General features: G+C 62.6%; 11 protein-coding genes. 7 read left to right on the top strand and 4 right to left on the bottom strand.

Features of this window, described 5'->3' with window-relative positions; all coding sequences use genetic code 11:
* Positions 1-13: 13 nt before the first annotated feature.
* Entirely contained in the window at positions 14-733 is a 720-nt protein-coding gene (locus tag AAFN84_RS06365; RefSeq protein ID WP_347513650.1) for a DUF502 domain-containing protein, read from the top strand.
* Here the strand turns inward: AAFN84_RS06365 and AAFN84_RS06360 are convergent.
* Positions 669-1,601, bottom strand: coding sequence for a lysylphosphatidylglycerol synthase domain-containing protein (locus AAFN84_RS06360; RefSeq protein WP_347513649.1), 933 nt, complete (start codon positions 1,599-1,601; stop codon positions 669-671). The genes AAFN84_RS06365 and AAFN84_RS06360 overlap by 65 nt on opposite strands.
* Positions 1,602-1,941: 340 nt before the next feature.
* On the opposite strand from AAFN84_RS06360, the gene AAFN84_RS06355 reads away from it, so the two are divergent.
* From AAFN84_RS06355 to AAFN84_RS06330, 6 genes are all read left to right on the top strand, one after another.
* Entirely contained in the window at positions 1,942-4,275 is a 2,334-nt protein-coding gene (locus AAFN84_RS06355) for a Tex family protein (RefSeq protein ID WP_347513648.1), read from the top strand.
* Positions 4,272-4,895, top strand: a complete 624-nt coding sequence (gene mobA, locus AAFN84_RS06350; protein ID WP_347513647.1) for a molybdenum cofactor guanylyltransferase MobA — start codon at positions 4,272-4,274, stop codon at positions 4,893-4,895. Before AAFN84_RS06355 ends, mobA begins: the two co-directional genes overlap by 4 nt.
* Before the next feature lie 61 nt (positions 4,896-4,956).
* Positions 4,957-7,233, top strand: a complete 2,277-nt coding sequence (locus tag AAFN84_RS06345) for an acyl-CoA dehydrogenase (protein WP_347513646.1) — start codon at positions 4,957-4,959, stop codon at positions 7,231-7,233.
* A complete protein-coding gene (locus tag AAFN84_RS06340) occupies positions 7,233-8,579 on the top strand; it encodes an acetyl-CoA C-acetyltransferase (protein ID WP_347513645.1) in 1,347 nt (448 codons plus the stop codon). The genes AAFN84_RS06345 and AAFN84_RS06340 overlap by 1 nt, the downstream gene beginning before the upstream one ends.
* Positions 8,579-10,678 carry a 3-hydroxyacyl-CoA dehydrogenase NAD-binding domain-containing protein gene (locus tag AAFN84_RS06335; RefSeq protein WP_347513644.1) on the top strand — a complete coding sequence of 700 codons (2,100 nt, stop codon included), beginning with the start codon at positions 8,579-8,581 and terminating at the stop codon, positions 10,676-10,678. The genes AAFN84_RS06340 and AAFN84_RS06335 overlap by 1 nt, the downstream gene beginning before the upstream one ends.
* A gap of 1 nt (position 10,679) precedes the next feature.
* Entirely contained in the window at positions 10,680-12,551 is a 1,872-nt protein-coding gene (locus tag AAFN84_RS06330) for an acetyl-CoA hydrolase/transferase C-terminal domain-containing protein (protein ID WP_347513643.1), read from the top strand.
* Positions 12,552-12,694: 143 nt separating this feature from the next.
* Here AAFN84_RS06330 and AAFN84_RS06325 read toward each other — a convergent pair whose 3' ends face one another.
* From AAFN84_RS06325 to otsB, 3 genes are all read right to left on the bottom strand, one after another.
* Positions 12,695-13,144, bottom strand: a complete 450-nt coding sequence (locus tag AAFN84_RS06325; protein ID WP_347513642.1) for a hypothetical protein — start codon at positions 13,142-13,144, stop codon at positions 12,695-12,697.
* A 62-nt stretch (positions 13,145-13,206) separates the two neighbouring features.
* Positions 13,207-14,589, bottom strand: a complete 1,383-nt coding sequence (locus tag AAFN84_RS06320) for a trehalose-6-phosphate synthase (protein WP_347513641.1) — start codon at positions 14,587-14,589, stop codon at positions 13,207-13,209.
* 214 nt (positions 14,590-14,803) lie between these two features.
* Positions 14,804-15,688, bottom strand: a complete 885-nt coding sequence (otsB, locus tag AAFN84_RS06315; RefSeq protein ID WP_347513640.1) for a trehalose-phosphatase — start codon at positions 15,686-15,688, stop codon at positions 14,804-14,806.
* Positions 15,689-15,881 lie beyond the last annotated feature (193 nt).

The raw sequence follows: 15,881 nt of genomic DNA, 5'->3' as shown, positions 1-15,881 counted from the left end.
CGGGGGCAAGAACATGCAGGGTATTACCCGTCACGTCATCGCCGGCGTCCTGACCGTGATCCCGCTATTTGTCACGATATGGATCGTGTGGTTCGTCGTCGATATGCTGATATGGCTGGGGCGTCCGGGGACGTTCGCGCTGTCGGGCATGATTCGGCCGACATGGCCAGACCTTGCGAATTTGTTACTGGAGACCTGGTTCCAGTCGGCGCTGGCGCTGCTTCTCGCGCTGGCGTTCCTGTTTCTGCTCGGGCGCATCGCCAACGCCGTCGTCGGGCGCCGGGTTCTTCGCCTTTTCGACCGCGCCGTGGAAGCGGTGCCGCTTGCGCGCACCATCTACAGTGCGACCCAGACCCTCATCCGTTCGCTCGGTGGCGATGGAAAACCCACAGGCCAGCGTGTCGTTCTGATCGAATTCCCTTCGGAGAACATGCGCGCTGTTGGAATCGTGACACGGGTGTTTCCCGCCACGGAACACAATCCCGAGCTTGCTGCCGTCTATGTGCCCACGACACCGAACCCCACCTCCGGCTTCGTCGAGCTGGTGCCGACGTCGCGACTGACCTTTCTCGATTGGACGAAGAACGATGCAATGGCGTTCATCGTTTCGGGCGGCGCGATGATCCCCGAATCCCAACCGATACGCTGGCCAAGCCATGGCACCGCGGTCATTCCTCCTGATCCGCAAGCTGAGTCTTCTCGAATGCCAGAACCACCACGGAAGCCACGATGAAGGGTATGATCAAGTAGAACAACCTGAAGACCAGCAGTGCTGCCAGCACGTCGGCGGTGTCCATTTCGTGCAGGCCGCTGATAAACACGAGTTCGAGCACGCCGAGTCCGCCTGGAGCATGCGAAAGCAGGGCGGCGGAAAAAGACACGACAAAGATGCCCAGCACGATCATGAAGCCGGGATTTCCCATTTCCGGAAGTGCAAAGTAGACGATTCCCGCCGCGCCGATGAGTTCGAGCGGCGCGACGATCAATTGCCGCGCAACGATCGGCAGACGTGGATAGTACACGGCGAACGAGCCGAGCTTCAGCGGCTTCAGGTGCAACGCGCTGCCAAGAACATAGAGGGTCACCAGGCCCAGCAATGCAAAGCCGGTGGCCGCTGATGCCTCTACCGGCATCACGTCCACGAAGCGCTCCGATAGCTCAGGCATGAACACGAGGACGATGCCGGCGAGCATGATCGTCCCGAGCGCGAAGGTAAATGAGCAGAACGCGACCAGCACGCCAACCTCCGCCGCGCTTAAACCTTTCGCGGTATAGGCGCGGTAGCGGACCACGGAACCGGAGAAGACCGAGGCGCCTATATTGTGAGACAGTGCGTAGGTGGTGAATGAGCACAGCGTGATGTAGAGCCAGCCGACACGTCGGCCCAGATGCATCAGTGCCAAATGGTCGTATCCCGCCAAGGCACCGTAGGCTAGCAAGGTGGCACAACCCGCCAACGCCCATCCAGTCGGTGCAATGGCACGCAGGCTGTCGCCAAGTTCGGCGAACGATAGCCCCCTCAATTCATGGTAGAGAAGCCAGATCGAGAACGCGACGGCTGCAACGCCGATGACCGGCCATATGTATTTGCTTGCTTTCACTACACCACTTTCTGCTGCGACCCGGCCGGCTTACCGGACGGTTCTAACTTCATTGCGGCACCAAAGGCCGCGATCGTCATTGCCCAATGCCGCCGTGCCCGCAGCGTTGCATCAAACCGTCGTTCGGGGCCGGTCGCGTATGGGATTTAGGCACGACGTCACCTGACATCACGACATGTAACGGATCGGTAAAACATATCACGTGCCGGTGCTTTTTAGGCCCGGCCGTTCGAGTTTCAAAATCTCGTCGTGAACGGGATTGCGTGCGAACACCCTGCCGGTTGGAAGCCGCGCAGCTTGGCCCTATGGTCGCCACTTGCAAACGATTCCACGGACACTCATGGCCAACGACAAGACACGCCTCGCCACACTCATCGCCAGAGAGGTCAACGCCCGCGATGAACAGGCGGCTGCCGCCATCGCTCTCCTCGACGAAGGCGCTACGGTGCCGTTCATCGCCCGCTACCGCAAGGAAGCGACAGGTGGCCTCGACGACACTCAGCTTCGTCTTCTTGCCGAGCGCCTTTCCTACTTGCGCGAGCTCGACGCACGCCGCGATGCGATCCTCGACTCGATCCGTTCGCAAGGCAAGCTGACGGTCGACCTCGAAGCCAGGATCGTGGCGGTGGCGACGAAGGCTGAACTGGAAGATATTTATCTTCCCTACAAGCCGAAGCGGCGCACGCGCGCGGAGATCGCGCGAGAGCGCGGGCTTGGACCGCTCGCCGAAACGATCCTTGCCGATCGCAGCCTCGTCCCTGCGCAGCTAGCCGCAAGCTACGTCAGCGAGGAGGTGCCGGACGTCAAGGCGGCCCTGGAAGGCGCGCGCGACATCGTGGCAGAAACCTTCGCGGAAAGTGCCGACCTTCTCGGCCGGCTGCGGTCCCATCTGCGCGAGCGCGCTTTCCTGCGCGCGACAGTCGTTGATGGCAAGCAGGAGGCAGGCGCGAAGTTTTCCGACTATTTCGATCATGCCGAACGCTGGGCGACCGTTCCGAGCCACCGCGCGCTGGCCATGCTGCGCGGCCGCAATGAAGACGTCCTGTCGCTGGCGATCGAGGTCGATGCGGACGACACGGCGCCCGTCAAGCCCGTGGAGCGGATCATCCGCGCCGAGTTCAGGATCGGTAACGGTGGCGCAGGCGACACGTGGCTGGCGGAAGTGGCTGGCTGGACCTGGCGTGTGAAACTCTCCCTGTCGCTGTCGCTCGACCTGATGCGGGAACTGCGGGAGCGCGCCGAGGAGGAGGCGATCAGGGTCTTTGCCCGCAATCTGAAGGATCTGCTGTTGGCGGCACCAGCCGGCACGAGGGCGACGATGGGGCTGGATCCCGGCATCCGGACCGGGGTCAAGGTTGCGGTCATCGACGCCACCGGCAAGGTGCTGGATACGTCGACGGTCTATCCGTTTCAGGCGAGAAACGACGTGCGCGGCGCGCAGGCCGAACTTGCCACTCTGATCGTCAGGCACAAGGTCGAACTGATCGCCATCGGCAACGGCACCGGCAGTCGGGAGACGGAGAAACTCGTCGCGGAGATGCTGGCTGAGCTGCCGAGCCAGAAAGACGGCAGGAAACCTCTGAAGGTCATCGTCAGCGAGGCGGGTGCGTCGGTCTATTCTGCCTCGGCGGCAGCCTCGGCCGAATTGCCCGGCCTCGACGTTTCATTGCGTGGCGCCGTTTCCATCGCGCGCCGGCTGCAGGATCCGCTTGCCGAACTGGTGAAGATCGAACCGAAGGCGATCGGGGTCGGGCAGTACCAGCACGATGTCGACCAGCATCATCTCGGCTGGATGCTCGAGACGGTCGTCGAGGATGCGGTGAACGCAGTCGGCGTCGACCTCAATACTGCTTCCGCGGCTCTGCTTTCGCACGTGTCGGGCCTTGGTGCGTCGCTCGCCGAGGCGATCGTGCTGCATCGCGATGCCAATGGGCCTTTTTCAAGCCGCAAGGAGTTGCTCAAGGTGGGCCGGCTGGGGCCGCGCGCGTTCGAACAATGCGCCGGATTTCTTCGGATTCGCGATGGTGCCGAGCCACTTGACTCATCGGCCGTGCACCCCGAGGCGTATGGCCTGGCGCGCCGGATCGTCGCCGCCTGTGGGCGGGACCTCCGCATCCTTATGGGCGACAGCGCCGCATTGCGCGCGCTGGATCCGCGCAGCTTCGTCGACGAACGGTTCGGTTTGCCCACCGTGCGGGACATCATTTCGGAGCTGGAAAAGCCCGGCCGCGATCCGCGTCCGGAGTTCAGGACCGCGACATTCGCCGATGGCGTCGACGACATCAAGGATCTCAAGCCCGGGATGGTGCTGGAAGGCACCGTCACGAACGTCGCCGCTTTCGGTGCTTTCGTCGACATCGGCGTGCATCAGGACGGGCTTGTGCATGTCTCGCAACTGGCCGACCGTTTCGTCAAGGATGCCCACGAGGTCGTCAAGGCGGGCGATGTTGTGAAGGTTCGCGTTGTCGAAGTGGACGTCAAGCGCAAGCGAATCGGTCTGAGCATGCGCAAGGACGGCGGAGAGCAGCGCGCCGAGCCGCGCGGCGACCGCAGTCCAGCAAAACAGCGCTCGGCGAAGGGCAATCAAAGCGAGCGCAAGCAGCCGCCGGCGGCCAAATCCGGCAACGTCGGGTCGTTTGGGGCAGCGCTCGCCGACGCGTTCAAGCGCAAATGACCAGCGACGTTGTCGGCGTTATCCTGGCGGGCGGACGGGCGACCCGCATGGGAGGCGTCGACAAGGCCCTGCTGCATATTGATGGTCGCACGCTGCTCGAGCACCTTCTCGACAGGCTGCGGCCGCAATGCGGTGAGCTTGTGCTCAACGCGAATGGCGAACCCGCGCGTTTCTCGGGATTTGGCCTGCCAGTTATCGCTGACAGCGTCGATGACTTTCCCGGACCTCTAGCCGGTATTCTTGCTGGGATGGAGTGGGGCACCAGCCGGCGCGCCGCCTGGATGGTGACGGTTGCCGCAGATACCCCGTTCGTTCCGCGTGATCTCGTCAGTCGGTTGGCGGAGGCAGTGGATGGGCGGGACGCCCGCATCGCATTGGCTGCATCGCGGGATGACAGCAGAACACTGCATGTTCATCCGACGATTGGGCTCTGGTCGACTGCGTTGGCAGCCGACTTGCGGGGATCGCTCCATGCGGGGATGCGCAAGGTCCGCGTCTGGGCTGAGCGCCATGAGGTTGTGACGGTTGAGTTCGAAGCAACCCCGTTCGATCCGTTCTTCAATGTCAACACGCCTGACGATCTCGTCCACGCCGCAGACCTGGCACGCCGCTTGACCTGAGCGGCGATTCAGGAACCAAAACGCCGACAGATGCGTTCCTGACGAGGCACAGGGGAGCGACATGTCCATACGAACACTGCGCAGAGACTATCTGACAGGCCCGATCTTTCGCTGGGCGAAAAAGGCGATGCCGCCGATCTCCGAGACCGAGCGCGACGCCATCGATGCGGGCACGGTCTGGTGGGACGGCGAGCTGTTTTCCGGCAATCCGGACTGGTCAGCGTTGCTGGCGATGCCGGCCGCAAAGCTCAGCGACGAGGAACAGGCCTTCATGGAAGGGCCTGTGCGCCAGCTTTGCGCGATGATCGACGACTGGAAGATTGCCTGGCAGGACAGGGACCTGCCGCCGGAGGTGTGGGAGTTCATGCGCCGGGAGAAATTCTTCGGCATGATCATCCCGAAAGACTATGGCGGTCTAGGCTTCTCCAACACGATGCATTCGGAAGTCGTCCGAACGGTGTCGTCCGCCAGCGTCGTCGCCGGTGTCACCGTAATGGTTCCAAACTCGCTCGGACCAGGCGAACTGCTGCTGCATTTCGGCACGCAGGAGCAGAAGGATCATTGGCTGCCGCGCCTGGCGGAAGGTTCCGAGATACCCTGCTTCGGCCTGACGTCTGAAGATGCGGGGTCGGATGCCGCGGCAATGACCGACAGCGGTATCATCGAGTACGGTGAGCATAACGGGGAGCAGGTGCTCGGCATCAGGCTGAACTTCGCCAAGCGTTACATCACGTTGGGCCCGGTCGCGACCGTCATGGGCCTTGCATTCAAGCTGCGCGACCCCGAGGACCATCTGGGCGGCGGTGTCGAGCGTGGAATTACGGTGGCACTGCTCCCCACATCGACACCCGGTGTCCGGCACGGCGATCGGCATATCCCGCAATTCACGCACTTCCAGAACGGTCCGCTGTACGGCGAAGACGTCTTCATCCCACTGGAGTGGGTGCTTGGCGGTGAGAAGCAGATCGGCCAGGGCTGGAAGATGCTGATGACAGCGCTTGCGGCGGGCAGGGGCATTTCGCTGCCCTCTCAATCCGCCGCCTCGGCGGCGATGTGCGCTCGGGCGACCGGCGCTTATGCGCGTGTTCGCAGCCAGTTCGGCATCCCGATCGGCCAATTCGAGGGCATCCGCGAGCATCTGGCCAATCTGGCAGCCAATGCCTATCTGATCGATGCAGCCAGACGGCTGACGGTTGCCGCCCTCGACGAAGGCCACAAGCCCTCGGTGATTTCAGCGGTAATGAAGTATCACGCGACCGAGCGCATGCGCGAGTCGATTGAAAAGGCCATGGACATTCATGGTGGCAAGGCGATCATCGACGGCCCGCGAAACTATATGGGTGGGCAGTATCGCTCGGTGCCGATCGGCATCACCGTCGAAGGCGCCAATATCCTGACCCGCAATCTGATGATCTTCGGGCAGGGTGCGATCCGATCGCACCCTTACATGCTCAAAGAATTGCTCGCCCTATCCGACGATGACCAGGAGTCAGGTCTCGATACATTCGATCGCAATTTCTGGTCCCATGTCGGCCACGCGATCGGAAATGTAGGCCGGTCATTTATTCGTGGCTGGTCGGGAGCGGCGATCGCTCCGTCGCCGAAGGACGCCGACCTGCCACATCACTGGCAGCGGCTTTCGCGGTACACGGCGGCGTTCGCGCTTCTCTCGGACATGTCGCTCCTGACACTCGGCGGCGAACTCAAGCGCAAGGAGATGATTTCGGCGCGGCTGGGCGACATCCTGTCGGAACTGTACCTGCTCGGCGCGGTGCTCAAGCGTTATGAAGACGAAGGGCGCCAAAAGGTCGACCGTCCCATCGTCGACTATGTCATGGTGCGCGGCATCGATCGCATCGCCGATGCTTTCGAAGGTGTCCTCCAGAACCTACCCGCGCGCTGGGCAGCTCTTATGGTGCGCGTGATCGCCTTCCCGTTCGGCATCGCTCATCGCGCGCCGTCCGACCGCCTTGTCAACAAGGTGGCGGAAACGCTGATGAAGCCGTCGCAGCAGCGTGACCGGCTGACGCCGGGGCTCTATCTGGGTGAGGGGCACGACGATCATGCACTGAAGGATCTTGAACGCGCCTTCGCGCTGATCACCGATATCGAGCCGCTCGAGCGGAAGATGCGCGAGGCGAAATTGCGCGATGCCGACGCAGCGCTGCAGCAAGGTGTGATCGACGAGGCGGAACATGGCCGCATCGTCGAGGCACAGGATGCCGTGGCGCGGGTCGTCGCGGTCGACGCATGGCCGATGGAGGAGGTGTCGCCGATCGCGGCCCAACATCGGCCGCAGCAGCCCGGCAAGCCTACACGTCGCGAGGCCGCAGAATAATGGCCCCTGCGCCTGCGAAGAAAGCCGCGCCGCGCAGGACAGCGAAAGCATCCGCGCAACGCGCACAGAGGCCCGTCTATCTCGTTGATGGCGCCCGCACACCATTCCTGCGCGCGCGCGGCAAGCCGGGGCCGTTCACCCCCGTAGACCTTGCGGTGCAGTGTGGGCGCCCGCTGCTGCTGCGACAGCCCTTTGCGCCGGATCGCTTCGACACCGTCATCCTGGGTTGCGTCAACGTCGTCGCCGACGAGATGAACCCGGCTCGGGTTGCGGCGCTGCGGCTTGGCATGGGGGAGGCAATGACCGCCTTCACCGTTCAGATCAATTGCGGGTCCGGCATGCAGTCGATCGACACGGCCTTTCGGACGATCGAAGCAGGCAAGGCCGACCTCATACTCGCAGGCGGGGCCGAGTCACTGAGCCATGCGCCATTGGTGCTCTCGCGTGAGGCAACGGAGTGGTTCGGCGCATTCGCCGGTGCACGGACGTTGACCCAAAGACTGGCGGCGCTGGGCCAATGGCGGCCCGGATTCCTCAAGCCGGTGATCGGCCTGGAGCGTGGCCTGACCGACCCGATCACGACGCTGAACATGGGCCAGACAGCGGAAGTCCTCGCGCATCTCTTCGATATTTCGCGCAAATCGGCGGATGCCTACGCGCTGGAAAGTCACCGCCGGCTTGCGAGGGCACAGGACAATGGAGAACTTGAGGACGAAGTCGTGCCGGCGATCTCGCGCAGCGGCGCGTTGTACGACAAGGATGACGGCGTTCGCCCCGATTCGTCGATGGACAAGCTCGCCCGGCTCAAGCCGGTGTTCGAGAAGCCCTATGGGAAGGTGACACCCGGCAACTCATCACAGATCACCGACGGCGCGTCCTGGGTTGTCCTGGCGTCGGAGCGGGCGGTGGAAGAGCACGGCTTGACGCCGTTGGCGCGGCTGGTCGACAGCGAGTGGGCGGCTCTCGATCCGTCCATCATGGGGCTGGGGCCAGTGCTTTCCGTCACGCCGATGATGAAGCGGCACGACCTCGTCCGCGAGGATATTGACGTGTGGGAACTCAACGAGGCGTTCGCCGCCCAGGTGCTCGCCTGCCAGGCGGCGTGGGAAGACGAGACTTTCTGTCGCGACGTGCTGGGGCTTGAGAACGCGTTCGGACGCGTCGCCCATGACCGCCTGAACGTCGATGGCGGCGCCATCAGTCTTGGACATCCGGTCGGGACGAGCGGCAATCGCATCGTGCTACATCTGGCTCACGCCATGCGCAAGCGCGGCGCCAAGCGCGGCGTTGCAACCGAATGCATCGGCGGCGGCCAGGGCGGCGCGATGCTGCTGGAGGCCGTGTGATGCAAAACAAGCACGGACGTGTTCGCGCAGCACTCGCACAACGCGAACAGGAGCGGGGGCCGAACGATATCGTTCAGGCTCTTCGCCACTGGACTCTTGCCAAGGGTGACGACGGCATAGCCTGGCTGACGCTCGATCGGGCCGACGAGAGCACCAACACGCTGTCGGAAGAGGTTATCGCCGAACTCGATACCATTCTTTCGAAGGTCGAGGGCCTCAACCCACGCGGCCTGGTGATCCGCTCCGCCAAGAAGGGTGGATTCGTAGCCGGTGCTGACATCCGCGATTTCCGCAATGTCACCAACGCCGACGAAATCGTAGAGCGTATGACCCGCGCGCACGGTGTCATTGACAGACTTGATCGGTTGAAGATGCCGACGGTTGCCGTCATTCACGGCCATTGCCTCGGCGGCGGCCTCGAATTGGCGCTGGCATGCGATCACCGAATCGCTACTCCTGATGCCAAGCTCGGATTTCCGGAGGTCATGCTGGGTCTTCATCCGGGACTTGGCGGAACGTTCCGCCTGCCGGCATTGATCGACCCGATCCAAGCAATGACGATGATGCTGACGGGCAAGTCGGCTCACGCGCAGCGCGCCAGGACATTGGGGCTCGTGGACGCCGTCGTCGAGGAACGGCACGTCACCGCTGCCGTACAGTCGGCTATCGATGGCGAACTGGAGCGCGGCGGGCGTGATTGGAAACACGGCGTCTTCGCCTTTGCCCCCGCACGCAAGCTTGCCGCCGGTCGGATGAGGAAGGAAGCGGCCAGGCAGGCGCCGCCGGAGCATTATCCCGCGCCGCAGCGGCTCATCGGTCTTTGGGAGTCCTATGGCGGAAATGCTGAGTTGATGCAGAAGGCGGAGATACGCTCGTTCTCTGACCTGCTCGCCGGCCAGACGGCGCAGAACCTGATCCGCGTCTTCTTCCTGCGCGAGAAATTGAAGGCGTTCGGGAAGGGCGCCAGCGGCATCAAACACGTCCACGTCATCGGAGCGGGCGAGATGGGGCGCGAGATCGCCATGTGGTGCGCGGCTCAAGGCCTTGTCGTGACGATTGCCGATCTCGACCGCAAGGCGCTCGCCCGGGCGGTTGGCGAGGCACGAAAATTCTATGGCCGCAAGCTGCATAGCGGGATCGAGCGCCGCGATGCGCTGGACCGGCTCGTTCCTGATTTCTCAGGCGAGGGTGCTGCGCGCGCCGATCTGGTGATCGAGGCGATCGCAGAGAAGGCGGAGGTCAAGAAGAAGGTGTTTGCCGAGATCGCGCCGCGCATGAAGCCTGACGCTCTCTTGGCGACAAACACGTCGAGCATTCCGCTTGAAACCCTGCGCGAAGACCTGCCTCGTCCGGAGCGCTTGGTCGGTATCCATTTCTTCAATCCAGTCACCAGAATGGAGCTCGTCGAAATCGTTTCGCATGATCAGGCGAGTGACGACACGCTTGCGCGGTCACGGGCGTTCTGTGGCGCGATAGATCGTCTGCCCGCGCCAGTGAAGAGCGCTCCCGGCTTTCTCGTCAACCGCGCCTTGACGCCCTATCTCGCCGAGGCATTCCTGATGATCGAAGAAGGCATCGCCAAGGAGACCATCGACAAGGCGGCCACCAGCTTCGGAATGCCGATGGGACCGGTCGAACTAGCCGATCGTGTTGGTCTCGACATTGCCTTGGAAGTGGCGGAGAGTTTGAAAGCAGCCTTTCCTGAAGAAGTGCCTGACGTTCCGGGATGGTTGCGCGAAAAGGTCGAACGGAAGGAACTCGGCCGCAAGACGGGCAAGGGTCTCTACGACTATGACGATGAGGGGAAGCCAAAAAAGAGCGAGGCGCCATCGCCCGATCCGCGGATGGCGGACCGGCTTGTCTTGCCAATGCTGAACGCGTGCGTGCGCATGTTGCGCGACGGAATTGTCGTGGACGCAGACACACTCGATGGCGCGATGATCTTCGGCACCGGCTTCGCACCGTTCCGTGGCGGCCCGATCCACTATGCGCACCAGCGCGGCATCGAGGACGTCGTCACCACCCTGAATGGCCTCGAAAAGGCGCATGGGGGTCGCTTCCGCCCGGATGACGGCTGGCGCAGCCTTTCAGCGACCTGAGATGAAGGGTCCTATCTACGACAGGGATGCAGACGCGATCGCTGCCCGGATCTTCGATGAGCTCGACGGCAGGATCGTACTCGGTCTCCCGCTCGGTCTTGGCAAGGCCAACCGCATCGCCAACGCGCTGTTCAGGCGCGCCAAGGCCAATCCTGCTCTCTCTCTGGAAATCTTCACCGCGCTGACGCTGGAGCCGCCCACCGCGTCGTCGGATATGGAGCGGCGTTTTCTCGAGCCTCTGAGCGAACGTCTTTTTGCCGGCTATGAAGAGCTCGACTACGCCCGAGCCCTGCGCAGCGGAACGCTGCCGGCCAACGTTTCCGTCAGCGAATTCTTCCTGCTCGCCGGGCGCTGGCTCGGCGATCCGGCCGTGCAACGGTCCTATGTGAGCGCCAACTATACCCATGCCGCGCGCGTGTTGCTCGATCGCGGGGTCAATGTGATCGCGCAACTCGTCGCCAAGCGCGGCACCGGTGAAGACGCCAGTTTCAGCCTGTCTTGCAACACCGACATCACGCTCGATCTTCTCCCGGCGCTCGATGCGGCCGACCGCAAGGTCATCCTTGCCGGTGAAGTCAGTGGCGCGCTCCCCTACATGGGCGGCAAGGCGGTGTTGCCGGCGTCACGCTTCGCACACATGCTGGAAACGCCCGGCAATGAGCCGAGGCTTTTTGCCACTCCAAAGCAACCGGTCTCTGACGCCGATCACGCGATCGGCATCCACGTCGCCAGCCTGGTCAAGGATGGAGGCACCCTTCAGATCGGCATCGGTTCGCTGGGAGACGCCGTGGCTGCCGCACTCGTCATGCGGCACGAGGCGCCCGATATCTTCGTGGAAACGCTACGTCGGCTCTGCCATGGCGACATTCCTCCGGGACGCGAGACGGGCCGGTTCGAGCGTGGTCTCTACGCTGCGAGCGAGATGTTCGTCGACGGATTCATGGAACTCTACCGCCATGGCATCCTCAAGCGGCGGGCCAGCGATGGCGCCCTTCTTCACGCCGGATTCTTCCTTGGCGCCGAAGATTTCTACTGTTTCCTGCGCGAACTGCCGGACGAGGAGCGTGACCTGTTCCAGATGCGCGGCATCTCGTTCGTCAACGAACTCTATGGCGATGAAGAGCAAAAGCGTGCCGACCGGACGGATGCGCGCTTCGTCAACACCGCGATGATGGCAACGCTGCTCGGCAGCGCGGTGTCGGATGGACTCGCCGACGGGCGGATCGTCTCGGGTGTGGGTGGACAATACAATTTCGTGGCGCAGGCGTTTGCGCTCGATGACGCGCGCTCGATCATCACGCTGAACGCAACGCGCACGGTCGGCGGCCGGTCTGAGTCGCGCGTCCTTTGGAACTACGGACACACGACAATCCCGCGCCACCTGCGCGACATCTTCATCACTGAGTACGGGGTCGCGGACCTACGTGGCAAAACGGATCGCGATTGCGTCGCCGAAATGCTGGCGATCTGCGACGCTGCGTTTCAGGAGCCTTTGCTGGAACAGGCCAAAGGCGCGTCAAAGATGGAAAGGAGCTACCGACTGGACGCTGGCAAGCGCACCAATACCGCCGCCTTTCTCACAGAAGCGCTGTCCAGCGCGCGTGAGCACGGATGGGGTGACGCGTTTCCATTCGGCACCAACTTTACCGATGAAGAACGACGCCTCTTGCCGGCGCTCGCTCTGTTGCGCGAGCGCACCGCGTCGCGAACGGGCGCATTGGCGGCCGCGTGGTCGGCAATCGTCAAGCGGGATGATGACACGAAATACATCACACAATTGCGTCGTATGAGGCTAGACGCGCCCCAATCGCTGACAGAGCGCCTCTATCGCCGACTATTGGTCTGGGCCCTGGCGCGAACGGAATCAGCCTGAGCTACCGGTTGAGAACGGATCTTGTTTTTCTGCGCGCGCAACGCCCGCGCCTTGACCATTCCAGGCAGTAGTTCCGCGAGCAGGCTGCGAAGTCGATTCCACATGATAGACCTCCTGTCGCCAGGCGATTTGGTTGACGGTTGTTATGATCGATCGTCGTCGGAATGTCCGGGTTCGAGGTGACCGGGGCCTCCCGGACCTTGCTGCGCGGTATCCATCGGTCCAACGACGATACCGGCCTCGCGGTCGTCCGTGGGAGCCTTCGCAGGCTCAGCCGCTTCTCGCAGAGAGCGGAAGTCGGCCCCGCCGCGCCCGATCACGAAGCCCGCAAGGGCACCTGACAGGAACGCGCCGGGATTTTCACGCTCTCGCGCCAACATCTCGTCGAGGAGTTCCCGCCGATCCTTTTCGTAAAGCGACTGGGCGAGCCGCTCCAGCGTTCCGGCAAGATCGCCCTTCGATGCCTCGATGGCTTCCGCAAAAGCGACGAGCCCCCCGGCTGGTCGCGCCACTGCTTCGCCTGAGCTGTCAGCGTCAGCCAGCGCGGTGGAAACCGGCGACTCGTGGTCGTCTATCGGGGAGGCGTTTGTCATCGAGGTTCTCCTGCCTTGCAGGACTAAACCCCTCTGGTGACGACTTGTTCCCCGGGCTCCGCTCAGCCCACGGCACCGTATTCAGGTTCGTCCTGCGTCAACGTCTTCAGGTATGACTGGAGCCACGCCTGCGCGTCCTGCGTGGTCACATGGTGCATGAGCGTTTCATGGCGACGGCGCCGTTCGTCCAGAGGCATTGTCAGCGCACGGTGCAACTGCTCTGCCATGTGGTCGATATCGTATGGGTTGACGATCAGCGCGTCGTGCATTTCCTCCGCCGCGCCGGCAAATTGCGACAGCACCAGCACGCCCGGATCCTCCGGGTTCTGCGCCGCGACATACTCCTTGGCGACGAGGTTCATGCCATCCCGCAAGGGGGTGATGAAGCCCACCTGGCTGCCCCTGAACAGCGGCGCCAGCTTGTCACGCGCAACGGGCCTGTGGATGTAGCGGATCGGTGTCCAGTTGAAGTCGGCAAACTGTCCGTTGATCGATCCTGCAAGCCCCTCCAGTTCCATGCGAATGTCCGAATAAGCGTCGACCTCCTCGCGCGTCGGCGGTGCGATCTGCAGGAAGGTGACGGCCTTTTCCATCTCCGGATGCGTCGACAAAAGCTTGCCGAATGCCTTTAGCCGTTCGGGCAGACCCTTCGAGTAATCGAGCCTGTCGACGCCGATGATCTGCCGCCGCCCGAGAACACGCCGGCGCATGAGGTCGACCTGGACATCTTCGTCCGCCTGTTTGGCAAGCGCCGTGAAGCCGGCCGCATCGATGCCGATGGGAAAGCGATCGACCACGACCGAACGCTCGCCAATGCTGAAACGATCTTCAGCGACCTGCACCGCAGACGCATGTTCGCGAAGGTAGGATTTCAGGTTCACGACATCCGTTTTCGTCTGAAAACCGACGACGTCGTATTCCAGCAGACCGTCCACTAGCTCCGCATGGTTCGGAGACGCCGCCAGCAGGTCCGGTGGCGGAAACGGGATATGCAGGAAGAAGCCGATGCGCTGCTTGCAGCCGAGTTTGCGAAGGAAGGAGGCGAGCGGGATGAGGTGGTAGTCGTGCACCCAGATCACGTCGTCTTCCCGCAGGAAGGTGGCGAGTTGGCGCGCGAACATCTCGTTGACGCGCTGATAGCCCTCGAAATAGGCAGGTCGGAAGTCGACGAGATCAAGGCGATAGTGAAATAGGGGCCACAGCACGCTGTTCGAATAGCCGAGGTAATAGTCGGAGAAATCCTGCGGTGAAATTTGTGCCTCGATGCGCTCAACCGACCCGATCGACTCGATGTTGAGGTCGCCGCCCGTAACGCCTTCGCGTTCCCCATTCCATCCGAACCAGATGCCGCCACGCTCCTTCAGCGCATCGGCAAGACCCACCGCCAATCCGCCAGACTGGGACGAGGCCCGCAGATCGGCGACGCGATTGGAAACGATGACCAACCGCTCTCTCCGAGGGGCGGGTGAGGGCGAGTTCCTACTTTGAGCGTCGGGGTCGCTGTCGGCGAAGGTCAGCTCAAGTGGAACAGTCGGCGTATCGGCAATAGAAATCGGTGCTTGCATGGTGAGTGGCTTCATCAACCTTGTTCTTCTTCTTTGTTTCTCCTCCAAAACGCGCAGTTTTCTGGCGGCGCTTCGGTTCCTCCTCCTGGAAAGCCTAAGTGACTTTCCCTGCCGCCGGCGAATTCATGACCAGAGCTTCGAAGCCGGCCGTGAATGAGGCGGTATCCATAACACGGTGGTCGGCAAAAGTCTTCCCGGAGCCCACCTTCAGCGAAATCCCGCCCATGGCGTTGACCACCTTGAAGCCGGTTTCGTCGGTCACATCGTCGCCGGCGAAAAACGGCACGCGGCCGCGAAATGGCGACTCCTCCATGAAGGCCGAAATCGCATCGCCCTTGGTCAGGGCGCCAAGCTTGATTTCGAACACCATCTTTCCAGCCACCACCTCAATTCGAGGATCGTGCCGTGCGAGTTCATCGGCCAAGCGCGCGCATTCTGCCGCGAGATCGGGACGCATTCGGTAATGCAGCGCCACGGAACCGGGTTTGGCTTCGGCGAGCAGTCCCGGATTGGCATCTGCGAACGTTTTGACACCGGCCTGAAGCGTGCGTTGCGCATCCTCATCGATGGGCGCGTTCACGAGACGGCCGTCGGCGGTGCGCCGTTCGAGGCCATGCACACCGGCAAGCGGCAGGCGCAACGGATGAAGAAGACGATCGAGCTGGGCAATGCTTCGACCCGAAACAACCGCCACGGCGTCGTCGGCTGCTTCCGCAAGTTTTTGCAGCGCGGCAAAGTTTGCCTCGGATATTGCAGCTTTGTCTGGATCGTCCACGATCTCAGCCAGCGTCCCGTCAAAATCCAGAAAAAAGGCCGTTCGTCGTATGTCGATTGGCGGAAAACTCATTCCCAGGATGTCGCGGTCAAAAACACCACCACGCGCCGTTGCCTGGGGCGCACCCGATGGCGTTGCGCGAGGTGCGCGCCGTTTCGATGGCTTCCGCTTCCCGGCGCTGTTCTTCTTCGATAGCGGCGGCAACCATACGGCGTGCGCGCTCGAGAACCTTGCCGCGATTGGCCTGCGATCCCTGCGAGCTGGCCATCGAGAAGATCACTTTCACGCCCTCAGCATCGCGATCGATGCGCAACGGCGAGCGTTCGGCGCGCGCCTTGCCTGTCGCTGGTCGTGACGGAACTTGTGGTACCGGCATCTCGGATGTCCCTCCAGACGA

Source organism: Mesorhizobium sp. CAU 1741, assembly GCF_039839275.1.
Taxonomy (GTDB): domain Bacteria; phylum Pseudomonadota; class Alphaproteobacteria; order Rhizobiales; family Rhizobiaceae; genus Aerobium.
The sequence above is the reverse complement of the archived record's forward strand: the minus strand, read 5'-3'. Positions and strand labels throughout refer to the sequence as shown.